The organism is Mesorhizobium sp. M1163 (genome assembly GCF_040318415.1).
GTDB lineage: Bacteria > Pseudomonadota > Alphaproteobacteria > Rhizobiales > Rhizobiaceae > Mesorhizobium.
Genome location: NZ_JAMYMF010000013.1, coordinates 47477 through 65609 on the forward strand (window position 1 = coordinate 47477; position 18133 = coordinate 65609).

Here is an 18133-nt window from a genome sequence, read left to right on the forward strand (position 1 = left end):
GGCGTTTGAGCGGTCAGGGACCTCACAGGGCATCCGGAGACGAAAATGCCACAAGAAGTGCGCCATGAGCCGAGCATCGCCGTGCTCCTGCCTTGCTACAATGAGGAGCTGACGATCGGCGAAGTGGTGCGGCGCTTTCGCGAGACGCTGCCTGCCGCCGCGATATATGTCTACGACAACAATTCGCGCGATCTGACGGCGCTCCGAGCCCGCGCCGCCGGCGCCATCGTGGTGCGCGAGCCGCGCCAGGGCAAAGGCAATGTCGTGCGCCGCATGTTCGCCGACATCGAGGCCGACATCTATCTGATGGCCGACGGCGACGGCACCTATGCGCCGGAGGACGCGCCGCAACTGATCAACACGCTGCTGACCGAGCGCTCCGACATGGTGGTGGGCACCAGGCGCGGCGTCGCCGACGATGCCGGCAGGACTGGCCATGCCTTCGGCAACCGCATCTTCAACAGCCTCTACAAGCGGCTGTTCGGCTCGGACTTTACCGATATCTTCTCGGGGTACCGCGCCTTCACCAGGCGCTTCGTCAAGAGCTTTCCCGCCGTTTCCGGCGGTTTCGAGATCGAGACCGAAATGTCGGTGCACGCCTCGCAGCTCAAATTGCCGGTGAGCGAGATCGGGCTCGACTATGGCCGCCGGCCGGAAGGCTCCTCGTCGAAGCTGTCGACCTTTCGCGACGGCGCGAAGATCCTGTGGATGTTCGCCATGCTGATGAAGGAGACACAGCCGCTGCGTTTCTTCGGCGCTTTTTCGGTGTTCTTCCTGGCATCGAGCCTGTTCCTGATGGCGCCGGTGCTGATCGAGTTCGCCGAAACCGGGCTTGTGCCGCGCATGCCGACCTGGGTGCTGTCGGTCGGGCTGCTGCTGCTGTCGATGCTGGCGGCGGTGACCGGGGTAATCCTCGATTCGGTGTCGCGCGGCCGGGCCGAGCAGAAGCGCATCTTCTATCTGTCGATGCCTTCCGGTCGCGTCGAACGTGAACGTGCAAGCGCCCTCGCGACTTTGAAGGCCGGACCGGGCAAGACCCCGCGCGCGGCCTAGAGCCTGAATGGGACGCCTCGCCCGCTTCATTTTCGCCGGCGGCGTCGGCTTCGTCGCCGATGCGGCGGCGCTTTGGCTGGTGCTGACGATAGCGCCGCTCGGACCATTCGCGGCTCGCATCATTTCGATCGGTTTTGCCCTGTCCGTCACCTGGTTGATCAACCGCCATCTGACGTTTTCGCCTTCCAGCCGCGGCATCGCGCAAGAGGGCGCACGCTATGGCGGCGTCGGCATTGCCACCAGCGTCGTCAATTATCTCGTCTATTGCGCCATCCTGTTCGCGCTGCCGACGGTGTCGCCGCTCATCGCCCTTGCGGTCGCCTCGCTGATTGCCATGGCGCTGTCCTTCCTCGGCTATTCCAAGTTGGTCTTCGATCGCTGACGGCACATCGCATTGGGATCTGCGCCAAACGAAGCGCAGCCTCATCATGACCTTGGCCGATTGGCAGAAGCCGCCGATTTCCTTATATCGCTGTCGTCGATGCATCGGCGCGAAAATCGGAATCGATTTTCGGACAGCACGATGCATGGATTCAAAAGTGTTGGAGCGTACTTTGTGCATCCAAGTGGATCGCTGCAAGTGCGCCGGAGAGCTGCCATGCCCCTGAAAGTCGCCGTCCAGATGGACCACATCTCCACCGTGTCGATTGCCGGCGACACGTCGTTTGCGCTGTCGCTGGAAGCGCAGCGGCGCGGCCACCAGCTGTTCCACTACACGCCCGACCGGCTGTCGCTGCGCGACGGCAAGGTGTTTGCCCGCATCGAGGCGATGCAGGTCCGCGACGAGAAGGGCAGCCATTATTCACTGGGCGAAGAAATCCGTACCGATCTTTCGGAGATGGACGTCATCCTTTTGCGGCAGGATCCGCCCTTCGACATGAACTACATCACCACCACGCATATCCTCGAGCGCATCCATCCGAAGACGCTGGTGGTCAACGACCCGGCCTGGGTGCGCAACAGCCCGGAAAAGATCTTCGTCACCGAATTTCCCGACCTGATGCCGGACACGCTGATCACCAAGGATCCGCTCGAAGTCGCCGCCTTCCGCAAGGAGTTTGGCGACATCATCGTCAAGCCGCTCTACGGCAATGGCGGCGCCGGCATCTTCCACCTGCACGAGGCCGACCGCAACCTCGCCTCGCTGCTCGAAATGTTCGGCCAGATGTTCCGCGAACCCTACATCGTGCAGCGCTACCTCAAGGAGGTGCGCGCCGGCGACAAACGCATCATCCTGATTGACGGCGAGCCGGTCGGCGCCATCAACCGCGTGCCGGCCGAGCACGATTCGCGCTCCAACATGCATGTCGGCGGCCGCGCCGAAAAGACCGAGCTGACAGAGCGCGAACGCGAGATCTGTGCCCGCATCGGCCCGTGGCTGAGGGAGCGCGGCTTCATCCTCGTCGGCATCGACGTCATCGGCGACTACATGACCGAGATCAACGTGACCTCACCGACCGGCATACGCGAAGTGAAGCGCTTCGGCGGCGCCGACATCGCCAGCCTGTTCTGGGATGCGGTGGAGGGCAAGCGTAACTAGTCTCGCTTCGGAGCGGCCGCGTTGCAACCCATTGGAGCCGCTGCGTTCAGCCGTTCCCCAAATGTTCTTGCCTTCGCCGGAAATCTGTGGTTGTCTCCGGTGACGCCGTTCGCGGCATGATCGCAAGGGCTTGGGGCAAGCCTGCAGCCGGGGTGAAGACATGGTGGCGCGGGTTCGCACGGTTGCTTTCCAGGGCATCGAGGCCGTGCCGGTCGACGTGCAGGTGATGATCGCGCCGGGCAAGGTCAACATGCACATCGTCGGCCTGGCCGACAAGGCTGTAGCCGAAAGCCGCGAGCGGGTGCAGGCGGCGCTGCATGCATCCGGCCTGTCGATGCCGTCGAAGAAGGTCACCGTCAATCTGGCGCCTGCCGACCTGCCCAAGGAGGGCAGCCATTACGATCTGCCGATCGCGCTCGGTTTGATGGCGGCACTCGGCGCCATTCCGGGCGACATGCTGGCCGGCTATGTCGTGCTTGGCGAATTATCGCTCGACGGCACCATTGCCGCGGTGGCCGGCGCGCTGCCGGCGGCGATCGGCGCCAATGCCGAAGGCAAGGGCCTGATCTGCCCGTTCGCCTGCGGGCCGGAAGCGGCGTGGGCCGGCAAGGATTTCGACATATTGGCGCCGCGCAGCCTGATCGCCATCGCCAATCATTTTCGCGGCACGCAGGTCCTGTCGCGGCCGGAAGCCGGCATCCATGCTTCGGCGCGCGACCTGCCCGACCTTGCCGACATCAAGGGGCAAGAGACCGCCAAGCGGGCGCTGGAGGTGGCGGCAGCCGGCGGCCACAATCTGCTGATGGTCGGTCCGCCCGGGTCCGGCAAATCGATGCTGGCGCAGCGGCTGCCGTCGATCCTGCCGCCGCTTGCGCCGAAGGAATTGCTCGAAGTCTCGATGATCGCGTCGGTGGCCGGCGAACTCGGCGAAGGAAAGCTCACCGACCGGCGGCCGTTCCGCGCGCCGCATCATTCGGCCTCGATGGCGGCGATGGTCGGCGGCGGCTTGCGCGTGCGGCCGGGCGAGGCCTCGCTTGCCCATCACGGCGTGCTGTTCCTCGACGAGTTTCCCGAATTCTCGCCGCAGGCGCTCGATGCGCTGCGCCAGCCGCTGGAGACCGGCGACTGCATGATCGCGCGCGCCAACCATCGCGTCACCTATCCGGCGCGCATCCAGCTGGTCGCGGCGATGAACCCGTGCCGCTGCGGCATGGCCGGCGAGCCAGGCTATCGCTGCCTGCGCGGCGACCGCTGCCGCACCGACTACCAGGCGCGCATTTCCGGCCCGCTGCTCGATCGCATCGATCTCAGGATCGAGGTACCGGCGGTTTCGGCCAGCGATCTGATCCGGCCGGACCGGGCGGAGAAGAGTGCAGCCGTGGCACTGCGCGTCGCTCGTGCCCGTATGATCCAGCGTGAGCGTTTCGAACGGCTCGGCGCGACCTCCGCCACCACCAACGCGCATTGCTCACCGTCGGTTATCGAGGAGATCGCCATGCCCGATGCCGCCGGCCTGTCGCTACTGAGGGACGCCAGCGAAAAGCTCGGCTTTTCGGCAAGAGCCTACCACCGCGTCTTGAAGGTGGCGCGGACGCTGGCCGATCTCGAGGCCAGCGAAACGGTCGGCCGCATCCATCTGGCCGAGGCGATTTCCTACCGCATGAGCTCGGAGCGGATGGCACAGGCGGCGTAGTGCTTCTGCTGCTCGCTGGAAGTACGGTTGCGGGTTCGCGCCCGATGATCGCATATGTTACGGTCATGCACCTAACCGGGGCTGAGGCGGGGATGATTTCTGTTTCGCCGGCACGCAGTGCCGAAGACTTCGAGACCATGGCCGGGCTTTGCCGCAAGCTTGCACAATGGGATGTCGACGCCGTGCAGCCTTACGGCGTCTCGGAGGAGGACGTGAGGACCATCTTCCACCCCGAAAGGAGCGGCAGTTCGCTGGCAGCGAAGTTCGGCGCGCCAGATGCCATGGCGTTTATCGCGCGATCGGAGAACCTACCGGCGGGCTGCCTCGCCTTGACCAGTTCGACGACCATACGGCGGAGATTCACAAGTTTTTTGTCGACGCGTCGTTTCGCGGAAAAGGAATCGGCCGGGCGCTGATGGGGGCCGCGCTGGCGGAGATCCGGAAAGGCCGAATCCGGACGGTATTGATCCACACGACGTTCTACATGAAAAACGCCATTGCCGTGTATGAGTCGTTCGGCTTCAGGCCCTGCCCGCCCTTCCGTGAAACCCCGGAGCCGGTCAGACATACCGATATTTTCATGTCGTGCTCGATCTCGCCCGCGTGAGGTTAGAGGCAGCCGCGGTGTGGAGGACGCGGCGTCCCTCGACTTGCCCTATTTTTGGAAATCGAACCTGGGCCCCGATGATCCTCTTCCTGAGGCGCATCGTCAGAATGGGCGTTGGCGCACTTCATGCAGGACCCCTCCCGGCCCTTCGGGTCACCCTGCCCTCAAGGGGAGGGGGACGCCGGCTCCCGCGCCTTCGCTTCAGGCGCCTTGCTTCGCCTTCAGTTCCAGCCGCCGCGCGTGCAGCACCGGCTCGGTGTAGCCGTTGGGCTGGACGCGGCCTTTGAAGACGAGGTCGCAGGCGGCGAGGAACGCGATTGAATTGTTGAAGTCCGGTGCCATCGGCCGGTAGAGTGGATCGCCTTCGTTCTGGCGGTCGACGATCGCCGCCATGCGTTTCATCGTTTCCATGACCTGATCGGGCGTGCAGACGCCGTGATGCAGCCAATTGGCGATGTGCTGCGAGGAGATGCGCAGCGTGGCGCGGTCCTCCATCAGGCCGACGTCGTTTATGTCAGGCACTTTCGAGCAGCCAACGCCCTGGTCGATCCAGCGCACGACATAGCCCAGAATGCCTTGCGCGTTGTTGTCTAGCTCCTTCTGGATGTCTTCAGGCGACCAGTTCGGCCGCCTTGCTACCGGCACCGACAAGATGTCGTCGAGCCTGGCCTTGGGCCGGCTTTTCAGCGCCTTCTGCACGGCCTGGACATCGACCTTGTGGTAGTGCGTGGCGTGCAGGGTTGCCGCCGTCGGCGACGGCACCCAGGCGGTGTTGGCGCCGGCCTTAAGGTGCGCGATTTTCTCGGCCAGCATCGCCGCCATCAGGTCGGGCATCGCCCACATGCCCTTGCCGATCTGGGCGTGGCCGGCCAGCCCGCATTCGAGCCCGGTATCGACGTTCCAGGCTTCATAGGCGGCAATCCAGGCGGCCTGCTTCATGTCGCCCTTGCGGATCATCGGGCCGGCTTCCATCGAGGTATGTATCTCGTCGCCGGTGCGGTCGAGGAAGCCGGTGTTGATGAAGACGACGCGGTCCCTGGCGGCGCGGATCGCCTCCTTGAGGTTGACGGTGGTGCGCCGCTCCTCGTCCATGATGCCCATCTTGATGGTGTTTTTCGCCATGCCGAGCAGCGCCTCGACGCGGTCGAAAATCTCGACGGCAAAGGCAATTTCCTCCGGCCCGTGCATCTTGGGTTTTACGATATACATCGAGCCGGCGCGAGAATTGGCGCGGCGCCCGTTGGGGCCAACATCGTGCAGCGCGATCAGCGCCGTCAGCGCCGCATCCATGATGCCTTCCGGCACCTCATTGCCGTCGCGGTCCGATATCGCCGGATTGGTCATGAGGTGGCCGACGTTCCTGACCAGCATCAGCGAGCGGCCGGGCACGGTCAGCGTGCCGCCATCGGGCGCGGTATAGGTGCGGTCGGGGTTGAGCCTTCGGACAAAGCTCTTGCCGGCCTTGGTGATCTCTTCAGCCAGGTCGCCCTTCATCAGGCCGAGCCAGTTGCGGTAGACCAGCACCTTATCCTCGGCATCGACGGCCGCCACCGAATCCTCGCAGTCCTGGATGGTTGTCAGCGCCGATTCCAGCACGACATCGGCAATGCCGGCCGGATCGGTGCGGCCGATCTGGTTGTTGCGGTCGATGGCGATTTCGATGTGCAAGCCATTCCTGACCAGCAAGACGGCTTCGGGGTCGGCGGCATCGCCGCGATAGCCGGCAAACTGCTTGGGGTCGGCAAGCGTGGTGGCGCCGCCGCCCTCGCCCAGCCGCAACATGCCGTTGGCGACCGAAAGCCCGTTCACGCCGGCCCATTTGCCTGTCGTGAGCGGCACCGCCTCGTCGAAGAAGCTTTTCGCCCAGGCGACGACCTTGGCGCCGCGCGCCGGATTGAATTTGTTGCCTCGCTCGGCGCCGTCCGTCTCCGGGATGGCGTCGGTGCCGTAGAGCGCATCATACAGTGAGCCCCAGCGCGCATTGGCGGCATTCAGCGCATAACGCGCATTCATCACCGGCACCACCAACTGCGGCCCGGCGACCAGCGCGATTTCCGGGTCGACATTTTCGGTCGTCACGCTGAAGGCCGGCCCCTCGGGCAGGAGATAGCCGATCTCGCGGAGGAAGCTCTTGTAGGCCTCCATGTCGACGGGCGCGCCATTGTCGCGGTACCAGCGGTCGAGCTTGTCCTGCATGGCATCGCGTTTTTCGAGCAGCGCCCGGTTTTTTGGCGAGAGATCATGGACGATCGCCGAAAAACCGCTCCAGAATGCCTCCGCTTCAATGCCGGTGCCCGGCAACGCCTCGTTCACGACAAAATGATGAAGCTCGCGGGCAATCCGCAATCCGGCGATCTCGACGCGATCGGTCATCAGGGCTTCTCCAGACGAAAGGCTAGGCCGGGCCTTTGGCATGTCGCGGTTGCAGGGTCAATTCGGCATAGGTGAAGGTAGGGCGTTTTCGCCGTTGCAGGAGCTGCCAATCTCCCCACTTGTGGGTGAGATGCCCGGCAGGGCAGAGGGGGGCGTGAAGGATCGCCGACCTTGCCATTTACGACCAGCCGCAAGTCTGAGGTGTTACCGCGAAAGACTGAGACGTTGGCGGGACAGCGCCCCCCTCTGTCCTGCCGGACATCTCCCCCTCGAGGGGGGAGATCGGCTAATCACACCGCCATCCTTGGCCTGCCCGACGCGACCGCCACGACATGCGCCTCGATGAACATGCGCTGGCCCTCGACGGTGGAGACGCGGAACTCGCTGGCGATTTCGATCTCGGCGCTGTCGGTGCCGGCGTCCTTCGCCCGCCCGGCGGCAATAGCGCGCACATCTTTCTCCGCCGCGGCGATCGCCGCCGCCTCGTCGTTGAAATCGCGCACGCTTTCGCCTGAGGCGACACGGAACAGCCCTTCCTTGGGCTGGCTGACCCGCGCCTCGGCCGAAACCCGGACCTGGCCGACGACGGCGCCGAGCGCATTGGCCACATCGGTATCCTCAGGCACCACGCAGTCATTGCCGACCAGCTCGGCCAGGCCGGCATAGTGCAACGGCGCCGAGGCGCCGAGGCCGATGACCGGACGGTCGAGCGCGACGCTGAGCCGGGCGATGCCGGGATGGGCGTCGACGGCGCGCTGGACCAGCGCGTGGGCGACGGTCGCCGCGCCATCCAGCCCATCCTCGGCGAAGGCGGTCTCGAGGATGACTTCCGCCGACAGGCGGGTCAGCGTGGTCAGCACCCGTTCCGAGATCGCCTCCGGCGAGGCGGCGATGAACTGGCCGCGGCCGTCACGCCTGCGCGCGAACAGCTCGGCACCCAGACGCGCCGCAGCCAGATCCCAATTGGCCTGCCTGCCCAGCACATGCGCGGCATCCGACGGCGTGAAGCCGGCGACATGCACCAGCCCGCGCGACACCAGCCGGTTCAAGGTGGCGTTCTGGGCATTCGAAGTCAGCAATCTGTCGAGAGCCTGCGGCACGGCACCGATCAGCTCGTAAAGCTTGGCTTCGGCACCGGTCAGTCCGGCCGCGAGCCGCTCCGGCACGCCGGTGCGCACCGCGAGGCGGCCATCCATGCGGCCGGAATTGGGTGCGCGCAGCTGGCGTTCCAGTTCTGATGTGACCGCGTCGCCATGCATCATGCCGGCCAGCGCCAGCGGCACCAGGCGGCGCGGCCCGAGCAGGATTTTCGGGCTGAGCGCGCCGTCCTCCAGTGCCACTTCGGAATCGCCGCCGAGGCCAAAAGTGCGCATGGCGACGGCCTCGACCATGGTGCGGAAGCCGCCGACGGTCGCGCCTTCCGGATCGAGCCGCGGCCGGCCCTTGTCGAGCACGGCGACGTCGGTGGTGGTGCCGCCGATGTCGGAGACCACCGCATTGTCGAGGCCGGTCATGTGGCGGGCGCCGACAAGGCTGGCGGCCGGGCCGGACAGGATCGTCTCGATCGGCCGCTGGCGGGCAAAGGCGGCCGAGACCAGCGCGCCGTCGCCGCGCACCACCATCAGCGGGGCGGCGATCTTGCGCGCGGCCAAAAAACCTTCGGTTGCCGCGACCAGCCGGTCGATCATCGAGATCAGCCGGGCGTTGAGCAATGTCGTCAGCGCCCGGCGCGGGCCGCCGAGCTTGGCCGACAGCTCGTGGCTGGCGGTGACTGGCAGGCCGGTCCTGTCGCGGATCAGGTCGCGGGCGGCAAGCTCGTGCGCCGGATTGCGGGTGGCGAAATAGGCGCAGACGGCAAAGCCTGACACCGACTTTTCCAATTCCGGCAAAGCTGCCTCCAGCCCGGACAGATCGAGGCTCGCCGCATTGCCGTGGACATCGTGGCCGCCGGGGCAGAACACCACCGGATCGGTGCCGAGCGCCGCCTTCAGCCCGTCGCGGGCAAGGTCGCCCTCGGCAAAACCGATCATCACCAACGCGACGCGCCCGCCCTGGCCCTCGACCAGCGCATTGGTGGCAAGCGTCGTCGACATCGACACCAGCTTGATCGCCGCCGGGTCGGTGCCGGCTTTTTGCAGCACCGCATCGACCGCGCCCGATATGCCGACCGCCAGGTCGTGACGGGTGGTCAGCGCCTTGGCCTTGGCCAGCACTTTTCCGCCGGGGCCGCCGGCTTCAGACCACAACACGGCGTCGGTGTAGGTGCCGCCGGTGTCTATTCCGAGGAACAGGGGGGAGGGTTTGGTCTTGGTAGTCATATTTTGGGTCCGGAGAGTTCGTCTCCGCCCCTTAGCGGATACCGGCCGATCGATAAAGCCGCGATGGCTGGGCCAAGATGGGAGTTCGATCTCCCCCCTCGTGGGGGAGATGGCCGGCAGGCCAGAGGGGGGCGCTGTCCCGCCGGCCTTGCCGTGGTTACAAGCCGCTCCGGCCGGTCATTCAGACGCACGCCCCAGGCCAGCCGCAATCACAACATGCTGGCAGACATTGTCGATGTCGCGGAGAATGTCGTCGTTCCAGAAGCGCAGAACGGTCCAGCCATCCTGTTCCAGGCGCACTGTCCTTGCTTCGTCTCTGGCAACAGCATCGGCTTCGGTATGCTGGGAGCCGTCGACTTCGACGATCAGCTTCTGCTCCGGGCAGGCGAAATCGACAATGTAACCGGCGATCGGAAGTTGTCGCCGAAAGCCAAGCCCCATCAGCCGGTGCGCGCGAAGCTCGTTCCAGAGCTTCAATTCAGCAGAGGTCATGACCTTACGCATCGATCGGGCATTTGCGCGGTGTTTTGGAGGCAATGGCGTATGAGGCATTGTACTGCTGAAATTAGCGCTCTACGGCGCCCCCCTCTGTCCTGCCGGACATCTCCCCCACTTGGGGGGAGATTGGCCGCTTGGCGGCACAGCCCTCCTACCCGACAAACCCCACGCGCTTGTGGCTGCCATCGCAGAACGGCTTGTTGGCGGAGTGGCCGCAGCGGCAGAGGAAGGTGCGTTGCGTGCGGTCGACCGTGTGGCCGGTGCCGGTGACGATTTCGAGATTGCCTTCGAGCTTGAGCGGGCCGTTGGTCGTCGGCGTGACGGTGAGCGGGCCATCGCGCGCTTCCAGCGCCGGCGTGTCCTTCAGCGGCGGCTCGCCGGTGGCGGTGAAGCCCGCCTTGGCGTGGCTGCCATCGCAGAACGGCTTGTTTTCCGAGGCGCCGCAGCGGCAGAGCGTGGCGCGATAAAACGTTTCGCCGTCCAGCACGATCTCGGCATGGACGGCCAGCGGGCCGTTTTCCCTTATGCGCACAATGTTGACCACCGGCGGCTGTTCCTGCGGCCCGCCATCCTTGCGGACATAGGTGATGGCGCCGGACGGGCAGCCTTCGGCGAGCGCCACGATCTTCTCGACGCTAGCCGCCTCGGGATGGATCCACTGGCCGGGCGCGTTGGGCACGAAAACATGCGGATCGCCAAGCACGCAGTTGCGCGAATGGATGCAACGTTTTCCCGAAAAGCCGATGTCGATGTTCTCGCCTTCGACCACTGCCATGGGTGGGCCTCCTGTCGGACTACGCTATGGCGACGGCCAGGACGACGTCAAGGCAGCATTCTCCCCCTCTTGAGGGCCGACCTCGGGCGCGGCGGGAAGAGAATTCGCATTTTTTGCTCGCAGCACCACATTTTGTTCTTGCTTTGTGCCGGCAGCTATGCTACAAAACTGACTATGGTGCCAATTGGCTCCAACGACCCGCCCCACCGAGGCGGGTTTTTTGTTTCAGCTTTGAATTCCGGCGTTGCCGGCCGACGTTGGCGGGACAGCGCTCCGCTGCTATGGCCTCTGTACGACCACCTGGCCCACAAGGGTGAGGCAATCGCATACGGGAGTCCCCCTCATCCGGCCGCTTCGCGGCCACCTTCTCCCCGAGGGGAGAAGAGGCTGGCGCCAGTGCAGGCGACTCCTCTCCCCTCGGGGAGAGGTCGGATTGCCCCGAATTCCCCTTCGCAATTCGGTTGGCAATCCGGGTGAGGGAGCACTTGCCGGTGTGCGATAGCCCCCAACAAGGCAGGCAGGCAACTCACGGAGCCAGATCGATCTCTTCGGTCTCGCCGCCGCTGCAGGTGTAGCAGCAATCGTCGCATTTTTCCGTGTTGCCGGGACCGACGCCCCAATAGGTGCTGTCGTCGCCATCGACCCAGGCGCCATAGCAGATCGATTCGCCGTCATTGCAGGACAGCGGGATCGACTTGGTCTCGCCGTCGTTGAGATAATAATCCTGATTGTTGCCCGGCCAGACATGGTCGCGGTCCTGGCTGTACAGTTCGACGCGCATGGCGTTGGGATGGCTGTTCTTGATCTCGAACGTGACATCGCCGGCATGCGCGACGGGCGCAAACAATCCGACGATGAACAGCGCAGCGGCAACGCGGCGCGCGAAAGCGTAAGACAACATGATGATTCCCCCCGGAATGAAACGGCCTGCCCGGCCGCGACGGGGAACATGGCATGGCGGCGGGATGGGTGGAAGGGGGTGAGGCATTTTGCGTAGCGAAAGGCGCAGCGTTGCCAAGCAAGACCCCTCTCCGGTTTGCTTCGCAAACCACCTTTCCCCGGGGCGAGGAATGCCAATCGCCGAAGTCTCACAAGACCTGGGTTCCTCGCCCCCACAAAGTGGGGGAGCCGCGAAGCGGCCGGAGAGGGGGCGGTCCGACCAGGCTCAACGATCGGGCTTCAGCAGGGTCCATATCCAGCCGATGAATGTGAGCACCAGGAAGGGATATCCGGCAGCGGGCAGCGGCGCCGACGTCGGCAGCAAAGGCGCGCCCCACAGGATCAGGCCCACTGAGACGACAAACAGCACAGCCGCCACGACAGCGGTGAGTCGCATCCACAGGGCGAAGGTTTTCGGCGCGCTGACCATGACCAGCGCCGCCGCCCAGAGCGAGATACCGCCGACATAGGAGGGCACGCTGGCCTCAAGCCCCGCCGCATTGCCGGCGAGCAGCAGGCTCTCGCCGGCGAGAAAGGTCAGAAATCCGGCCGCCACGCAGTCATTGCCCAGCCGCTGATATTTCATCGTCAGCAGCGCGGTTGCTACCACCAGTGCGACGCCGTCGATCGTCCAGAGTGTTTCGCGAAGGGACGCGCTCTCGACGAAGGTGCCGACGAGGCCCATCGCGCCGCCGATGGCAAGGCCGATCGCGGCGATCGTGTCGGAGATAGCAGGGCTGGCGGGACGCATCGGGACCTCCCTTCCAAGCTCAAGGATACTTCAAGACGGGACCTTCTCCAATGGCGGCCCGCTGCCTAAAGCGAAGGGCATTGGCCGGCGCGTATTTGATCGCATCGGGAGGCGGTTCGGTCAGCTCGAAATCGGGAACGGACCCGCTCAATCGCCCATCTTCAGCGCCTGGATAAACGCCTCCTGCGGAATATCCACCTTGCCGAACTGGCGCATCCGCTTCTTGCCCTCTTTCTGCTTGTCGAGCAGCTTGCGTTTGCGTGAGACGTCGCCGCCGTAGCATTTGGCGGTGACGTCCTTGCGCAGCGCCGAGATCGTCTCGCGGGCGATGACCTTGCCGCCGATCGCCGCCTGGATCGGGATCTTGAACAGATGATGCGGGATCAGCTCCTTCAGCTTCTCGCACATCTGGCGGCCGCGCTTTTCCGCCGCCGTGCGGTGGACCAGCATCGACAGCGCATCGACCGGCTCTTCATTGACCAGGATCGACATTTTCACCAGGTCGCCTTCCTTGTAGTCGGTCAAATGATAGTCGAACGAGGCGTAGCCCTTGGAGATCGACTTCAGCCGATCGTAGAAGTCGAAGACCACCTCGTTGAGCGGCAGATCGTAGATCAGCATGGCGCGTTTGCCGACATAGGATAGGTCCGCCTGGATGCCGCGCCGGTCCTGGCAGAGTTTCAGGATGCCGCCAAGATAGTCGTCGGGGGTGAGGATGGTGGCGCGGATCCATGGCTCCTCGATGGCCGATATCTTGACCACGTCGGGCATGTCGGCCGGGTTGTGCAGTTCCTTGACCGTGCCATCGTTCAACAGCAGGCGGTAGACGACGCTAGGTGCGGTGGCGATGAGGTCGAGATTGAATTCGCGCTCCAGCCGCTCCTGGATGATTTCGAGATGCAGCAGGCCGAGGAAGCCGCAGCGATAGCCGAAGCCGAGTGCGGCGCTGGTTTCCATTTCAAAGGAGAAGGACGCGTCGTTGAGGCGCAGCTTGCCGACAGCGGCGCGCAGATCCTCGAAATCGGCGGCGTCGACCGGGAACAGGCCGCAGAACACCACCGGCTGCGCCGGCTTGAAGCCGGGCAGGGCCTGTGCCGTCGGTCGCTTGTCCTCGGTGATAGTGTCGCCGACGCGGGTGTCGGCAACCTCCTTGATCGAGCCGGTGAAGAAACCGAACTCGCCGGGGCCGAGTTCGTCGACATTGATGCGGGCCGGCGTAAAGACGCCGGTGCGCTCGACCAGGTACCTGGCGCCGGTACCCATCATGCGGATGGTCTGGCCCCTCTTCAGCACGCCGTCGATGATGCGCACCAGCACGATGACGCCGAGATAGGCATCATACCAGCTGTCGACCAGCATCGCCTTCAGCGGGGCCGTGATGTCGCCCTCGCGCGGCGGCGGCAGATCGTTGACGATCGCTTCGAGCACGTCGGGAATGCCGAGGCCGGTCTTGGCCGAAATCAGCACGGCGTTGGAGGCGTCGATGCCGATCACCTCCTCGACCTGTTCGCGGATGCGCTCGGGCTCGGCGGCGGGCAGGTCGACCTTGTTCAGCACCACGACGATCTCGTGGTTGTTGTCGATCGCCTGGTAGACATTGGCCAGCGTCTGCGCCTCGACGCCTTGCGAGGCGTCGACGACCAGCAGCGAACCTTCGCAGGCGGCGAGCGAGCGCGACACTTCATAGGCGAAGTCGACATGGCCGGGCGTGTCGATCAGGTTGAGGATATAGTCCTGCCCATTGTTGGCGTGGTACTTCAGCCGCACCGTCTGCGCCTTGATGGTGATGCCGCGCTCGCGCTCGATGTCCATCGAATCCAGCACCTGCTCCTTCATGTCGCGCAGTTCCAGCCCGCCGGTCGACTGGATCAGCCGGTCGGCAAGCGTGGATTTGCCATGGTCGATATGGGCAACGATGGAGAAGTTGCGGATGTTTTTGATCGGCGTGGTCATGCGGCGCGCTTTAGCAGGGGCACGCTACATCGGCAAGCGGCGGGGCGCGGGTGCGGCGGCGGGGCGGCAAAGTCGTTAAACTTTGATCCATGAGATTAGAGCATAGTTCGCGCCCGGCGTGATAGCCCACTGGCCATCGCCGTTTCGGGGGGATCGGAATGCCGTTGTCAGCACGAAAATTTCTCAAATCGGTGAGCGGCTCGTTCGCGCCATTGCTCGCCATCTTGCTTATCCCGATGGTTGCCGCATTGGGTTTTTCCATCGACTATACCTCTGCGGTTTCAACCAGGGCATCGATGCAGAACGCCCTCGATGCAGCGTCGCTGTCGATCACGACGCTTGCGACGGACACCTCACTGGCGGACCGCCAGGTAAAACTGCAGGAGGCATACCTGGCCAATGGCGGGCAAGGCACGGCCAAGCTCGACAGCTTCGTCGTCGCCACCGACGGCGCCGCCAGCATCAAGGCTTCGGCCGGCTTTGCCATGCCGACGAATTTCATGCAGATCGCCAGGATCAACACGGTGCAGGTCGGCGTTGCGTCGGCAGTGACAAAGCGGCCGGCATTGGTGGAGGCCACGTTCAAGGTCGACAAAGTCTCGGGCTATTGGAACAAGACGATGACGCTCTATGGGACCAAATTTACTGAGACGAATGCGAACAAGCTGATGAAGATCGTCTACACATACAACGGCTACGGCGATCCGAAGGGCTACGGCACGTCGAGCGTTTACACGATCAACGGAACGACAGAGACGCTGGTCCAGAAGCAAGTATGCACGACCACCACGGTGACCAGCTTCTATGGGTTGCCCACCACCACGATCACCCAGACGAGCGGTACCAGGAAATACGCTACGACCTGCGTCAACACTATGTACCCCGCGAATGGTGCCGGCGCGGTGATCGATGTCAGCCTGATGGACCAGCTATATCTGCGGATGGATGTGCCGTCAGGCAATCCAACCGTGCTCAAATCGAACGACCCGGCAACATCGAACCGGCTCTACGCCGACGGCGTCGAGATTGCGAGCGGCACAACCGTTGACATTTTTTCGCTGGTGCCGTGTGGCCAGACCAGCGCACAGGCTTGGGAAGACGGCGGCAATCCGGTACCGGCCGCCATCTCGAACGCTGACTTCTTCTATGGCGTGACGGGCAAGTGCGCCTTCAATCAACGGGCATCGGAAACGCTGCTGACGCAATAGGCCGCCGCAGCTGAGTGCGAGGGCATTTCGGCCCGCTTAGGCTGCCCGTCCATTACACCGCCGCCCGGTCACACCGGGTGACGTGTTGGTTGCGAGCGACCGTCTTCCCTTCGCCCCTGTGGGAGAAGGTGGCCGAGCGAAGCTCGGTCGGATGAGGGGTGTTCCAGGAAACGCCAACGCCTCATTTGTTCCAGCACCCCAACCGTCTCGGCGCTTCGCGCCGATCCACCTTCTCCCACAAGCGGAGAAGGGAGAGCTGCGAACGATCACGAAGCGGTGATGCTGTAACGAACCGTGTGTCGGCGGCGAAGTGTGGACATGGAACCGCACAGGAGAACAGCGATGACCGGATCGGAACGAAGCACAGCCCTGATGGGGCTCGCCGCGGCACTGTTTTCCGCGACTTTGTTTCCGGCAATCGGTTTTTCGGTAACCAGCGCGGCCGCCGGCCAGACGCTGACCGTCGTAGAGCTGTTCACCAGCCAGGGCTGCTCGTCCTGTCCGCCGGCCAACGCCAATCTGATCAAGGTCAAGGACTGGCCCGGCGTGCTGGCGCTGTCCTTCAACGTCACCTACTGGGACTATCTCGGCTGGAAGGACACATTCGGCAAAGAAGAATTCACGCAGCGCCAGGTCCGCTATGAACCGTCGCTCGGCCGTTCCGGCCCGTTCACGCCGCAAGTGGTGGTCAACGGCAGGGCCGATGCCGTCGGCGCCAGGCCGGGCGAGATCGAGCAGCTGATTTCGAGCGGCGGCCACGGTGACGGACCTTCGCTGTCGCTCGCCGGCGGAAAGATCAGCATCGGCGCCGGTCCGGTGCCCGGCGGCAGGGCCGACGTCTGGCTGGTGCGTTACGGCAAGGGCGTCGTCGAGGTGCCGGTGGCGCGCGGCGAAAACACCGGCCGCACGCTGCCGCACGCCAATGTCGTGCATTCGCTGACCAGGCTGGGCAGTTGGACCGGCGACGCCACCGCGCTGCCACTGCCGGCGGCGACGGGTGGCCTCAGCACAGCGGTGCTGGTGCAGGTGCCGGGCGGCGGGCCGATCGTTGCTGCCGCAGCGAATTAGAACACGTTCCGAAATTTGCGCAACGCCGCAGCGGCGCCGCCGCATGCGATCAATCCCTGCCAAACCCAAGGAGATCATCATGACCAATCGTTTGACCAATCGCCCGACCCTGGCGGCACTCGCCTTCGCACTTTGCTCGACGGCGCTGTTCGCAGGAGGCGCTGCGCGGGCCGAAGATGCGATGAAGCCGGCGATGGCGACAAATGCCATGAAGCCGGCAACGGGCGCCATGAAGCCGGCAACGGATGCCATGAAGCCGGCCGGCGCCATGGCGGCTGACGCGATGGCCACGACTGCGATGAAGGCGGGCGATCCGATGAAGGCCGACTGCATGAACAAGGCCGCCGCCGAGACGGACGCCATGAAGAAAGCCGAAGCGACCAAGGCCTGCGATGCCATGGCTCCGGCCAAATAGGCGATGCGCACAGCAATGTGAGAGCCCGGCGGACCTATCCGTCGTATAATCCAAACCAGCATCATGGGAGATCAGACATGACCGGAGCCGTGAAACGATCGTCGATTTTCGCAAAAGCAGCACTTGCCGCGCTCATCCTCACGGCCGCCGCTGCCGTGTTCTGGCAGACGCCGGCAGTCTCGGCCGAAGACGCGGTGGTGATCCCGCCGCCGGCGATGGACGAGAAAGCCACCGCCGGCACCGAAAAGGCGGTCTTCGCCGGCGGCTGCTTCTGGGGTGTGCAAGGCGTGTTCCAGCACGTCAACGGCGTCACCAGCGCCGTTTCCGGCTATGCCGGCGGCGACAAGGACACCGCCGTCTATGAAATGGTCGGCACCAGCCGGACGGGCCATGCCGAATCCGTCGAGATCACCTACGACCCGTCCGAGGTGACCTACGGCCAGCTGCTGCAGGTGTATTTCTCGGTGGCGCACAACCCGACGCAACTGAACTACCAGGGCCCGGACAGCGGCACCCAGTACCGTTCGACGATCTTTGCCGAAAACGACGCACAGAAAAAGATCGCCGAAAGCTACATCGCCCAGCTCGACAAGGCCAAGGTGTTTGCAAAGCCGATCGTGACGACGCTGGAGACCGGCAAGACCTTCTATCCGGCCGAGGACTATCACCAGGACTTTCTGACGCTCAACCCGACCTATCCCTATATCGTCTACAATGATCTGCCCAAGGTCGAGAATCTGAAGCGGCTGTTCCCCAATCTCTACAGCGAAAAGCCGGTGCTGGTGCTGGCCGCCAACAAGAGCTGAGTTTTTGGGGCCTGCCTAAACTGGAAGCGTCGGCGGGACAGCGCCCCCCTCTGGCCTGCCGGCCATCTCCCCCACTTGGGGGGAGATTGGATGTCCCGCGGCTTTCGCCAACCACCGATGTTGGAGGGAGGGAGCC

Annotated in this window: 17 protein-coding genes; 10 read left to right on the forward strand and 7 right to left on the reverse strand. The window is 64.3% G+C overall.

Annotated features, from left to right (window positions below; translation table 11 throughout):
* Positions 1–45 precede the first annotated feature (45 nt).
* The 6 genes from NKH43_RS14520 (at position 46) to NKH43_RS14545 (ending at position 4893) form a co-directional block, all read left to right on the forward strand.
* Entirely contained in the window at positions 46–1053 is a 1008-nt protein-coding gene (locus NKH43_RS14520; RefSeq protein ID WP_023718901.1) for a glycosyltransferase, read from the forward strand.
* Between the two features lie 7 nt (positions 1054–1060).
* Positions 1061–1435, forward strand: coding sequence for a GtrA family protein (locus NKH43_RS14525; protein ID WP_352640351.1), 375 nt, complete (start codon positions 1061–1063; stop codon positions 1433–1435).
* Between the two features lie 216 nt (positions 1436–1651).
* Entirely contained in the window at positions 1652–2593 is a 942-nt protein-coding gene (gene gshB, locus NKH43_RS14530; RefSeq protein ID WP_352640352.1) for a glutathione synthase, read from the forward strand.
* A 160-nt stretch (positions 2594–2753) separates the two neighbouring features.
* On the forward strand, positions 2754–4286 hold the full coding sequence (locus NKH43_RS14535; RefSeq protein ID WP_352495454.1) for a YifB family Mg chelatase-like AAA ATPase: 1533 nt from the start codon (positions 2754–2756) through the stop codon (positions 4284–4286).
* A 92-nt stretch (positions 4287–4378) separates the two neighbouring features.
* Complete coding sequence (locus NKH43_RS14540; RefSeq protein WP_352495471.1) at positions 4379–4702, forward strand: hypothetical protein; 324 nt, start codon at positions 4379–4381, stop codon at positions 4700–4702.
* Positions 4606–4893, forward strand: coding sequence for a GNAT family N-acetyltransferase (locus tag NKH43_RS14545; RefSeq protein ID WP_352515833.1), 288 nt, complete (start codon positions 4606–4608; stop codon positions 4891–4893). The genes NKH43_RS14540 and NKH43_RS14545 overlap by 97 nt, the downstream gene beginning before the upstream one ends.
* A 201-nt stretch (positions 4894–5094) precedes the next feature.
* On the opposite strand, the gene NKH43_RS14550 is transcribed toward NKH43_RS14545, so the two are convergent.
* The 7 genes from NKH43_RS14550 to lepA all read right to left on the reverse strand — a co-directional run bounded on the left by NKH43_RS14550 (position 5095) and on the right by lepA (position 14500).
* A complete protein-coding gene (locus NKH43_RS14550; protein WP_352495453.1) occupies positions 5095–7266 on the reverse strand; it encodes a malate synthase G in 2172 nt (723 codons plus the stop codon).
* A gap of 290 nt (positions 7267–7556) precedes the next feature.
* A complete protein-coding gene (locus NKH43_RS14555; RefSeq protein WP_352858753.1) occupies positions 7557–9584 on the reverse strand; it encodes a hydantoinase/oxoprolinase N-terminal domain-containing protein in 2028 nt (675 codons plus the stop codon).
* A gap of 177 nt (positions 9585–9761) precedes the next feature.
* Entirely contained in the window at positions 9762–10136 is a 375-nt protein-coding gene (locus NKH43_RS14560) for an endonuclease domain-containing protein (protein WP_352858755.1), read from the reverse strand.
* A 97-nt stretch (positions 10137–10233) separates the two neighbouring features.
* The gene (locus tag NKH43_RS14565; protein WP_352858757.1) at positions 10234–10857 is read right to left on the reverse strand and encodes a CDGSH iron-sulfur domain-containing protein; all 624 of its coding nucleotides are present in this window, start codon (positions 10855–10857) and stop codon (positions 10234–10236) included.
* A 526-nt stretch (positions 10858–11383) separates the two neighbouring features.
* On the reverse strand, positions 11384–11758 hold the full coding sequence (locus NKH43_RS14570; RefSeq protein WP_502906480.1) for a hypothetical protein: 375 nt from the start codon (positions 11756–11758) through the stop codon (positions 11384–11386).
* 264 nt (positions 11759–12022) lie between these two features.
* Positions 12023–12547, reverse strand: a complete 525-nt coding sequence (locus NKH43_RS14575; protein ID WP_352549613.1) for a hypothetical protein — start codon at positions 12545–12547, stop codon at positions 12023–12025.
* 147 nt (positions 12548–12694) lie between these two features.
* A complete protein-coding gene (gene lepA, locus NKH43_RS14580; RefSeq protein WP_352858759.1) occupies positions 12695–14500 on the reverse strand; it encodes a translation elongation factor 4 in 1806 nt (601 codons plus the stop codon).
* A 158-nt stretch (positions 14501–14658) separates the two neighbouring features.
* On the opposite strand from lepA, the gene NKH43_RS14585 reads away from it, so the two are divergent.
* The 4 genes from NKH43_RS14585 (at position 14659) to msrA (ending at position 17997) form a co-directional block, all read left to right on the forward strand.
* On the forward strand, positions 14659–15708 hold the full coding sequence (locus tag NKH43_RS14585) for a TadE/TadG family type IV pilus assembly protein (protein WP_352858761.1): 1050 nt from the start codon (positions 14659–14661) through the stop codon (positions 15706–15708).
* Between the two features lie 342 nt (positions 15709–16050).
* Positions 16051–16776: a DUF1223 domain-containing protein gene (locus NKH43_RS14590; RefSeq protein WP_352858763.1), complete on the forward strand. Its 726-nt coding sequence runs from the start codon at positions 16051–16053 to the stop codon at positions 16774–16776.
* A 79-nt stretch (positions 16777–16855) separates the two neighbouring features.
* Positions 16856–17191, forward strand: coding sequence for a hypothetical protein (locus NKH43_RS14595; protein WP_352858765.1), 336 nt, complete (start codon positions 16856–16858; stop codon positions 17189–17191).
* A 77-nt stretch (positions 17192–17268) separates the two neighbouring features.
* Positions 17269–17997: a peptide-methionine (S)-S-oxide reductase MsrA gene (msrA, locus tag NKH43_RS14600; RefSeq protein ID WP_352858767.1), complete on the forward strand. Its 729-nt coding sequence runs from the start codon at positions 17269–17271 to the stop codon at positions 17995–17997.
* Positions 17998–18133 lie beyond the last annotated feature (136 nt).

What these genes read in the sequence shown, in the direction of transcription:
- msrA (WP_352858767.1), top strand. Translation starts at nt 17,269, where the DNA reads ATGACCGGAGCCGTGAAACGATCGTCGATTTTCGCAAAAGCAGCACTT.
- NKH43_RS14565 (WP_352858757.1), bottom strand. Translation starts at nt 10,857, where the DNA reads ATGGCAGTGGTCGAAGGCGAGAACATCGACATCGGCTTTTCGGGAAAA.
- NKH43_RS14570 (WP_502906480.1), bottom strand. Translation starts at nt 11,758, where the DNA reads ATGTTGTCTTACGCTTTCGCGCGCCGCGTTGCCGCTGCGCTGTTCATC.
- NKH43_RS14540 (WP_352495471.1), top strand. Translation starts at nt 4,379, where the DNA reads ATGATTTCTGTTTCGCCGGCACGCAGTGCCGAAGACTTCGAGACCATG.
- NKH43_RS14520 (WP_023718901.1), top strand. Translation starts at nt 46, where the DNA reads ATGCCACAAGAAGTGCGCCATGAGCCGAGCATCGCCGTGCTCCTGCCT.
- NKH43_RS14585 (WP_352858761.1), top strand. Translation starts at nt 14,659, where the DNA reads ATGCCGTTGTCAGCACGAAAATTTCTCAAATCGGTGAGCGGCTCGTTC.
- NKH43_RS14590 (WP_352858763.1), top strand. Translation starts at nt 16,051, where the DNA reads ATGACCGGATCGGAACGAAGCACAGCCCTGATGGGGCTCGCCGCGGCA.
- NKH43_RS14560 (WP_352858755.1), bottom strand. Translation starts at nt 10,136, where the DNA reads ATGCCTCATACGCCATTGCCTCCAAAACACCGCGCAAATGCCCGATCG.
- NKH43_RS14595 (WP_352858765.1), top strand. Translation starts at nt 16,856, where the DNA reads ATGACCAATCGTTTGACCAATCGCCCGACCCTGGCGGCACTCGCCTTC.
- gshB (WP_352640352.1), top strand. Translation starts at nt 1,652, where the DNA reads ATGCCCCTGAAAGTCGCCGTCCAGATGGACCACATCTCCACCGTGTCG.
- lepA (WP_352858759.1), bottom strand. Translation starts at nt 14,500, where the DNA reads ATGACCACGCCGATCAAAAACATCCGCAACTTCTCCATCGTTGCCCAT.
- NKH43_RS14550 (WP_352495453.1), bottom strand. Translation starts at nt 7,266, where the DNA reads ATGACCGATCGCGTCGAGATCGCCGGATTGCGGATTGCCCGCGAGCTT.
- NKH43_RS14525 (WP_352640351.1), top strand. Translation starts at nt 1,061, where the DNA reads ATGGGACGCCTCGCCCGCTTCATTTTCGCCGGCGGCGTCGGCTTCGTC.
- NKH43_RS14535 (WP_352495454.1), top strand. Translation starts at nt 2,754, where the DNA reads ATGGTGGCGCGGGTTCGCACGGTTGCTTTCCAGGGCATCGAGGCCGTG.
- NKH43_RS14555 (WP_352858753.1), bottom strand. Translation starts at nt 9,584, where the DNA reads ATGACTACCAAGACCAAACCCTCCCCCCTGTTCCTCGGAATAGACACC.
- NKH43_RS14575 (WP_352549613.1), bottom strand. Translation starts at nt 12,547, where the DNA reads ATGCGTCCCGCCAGCCCTGCTATCTCCGACACGATCGCCGCGATCGGC.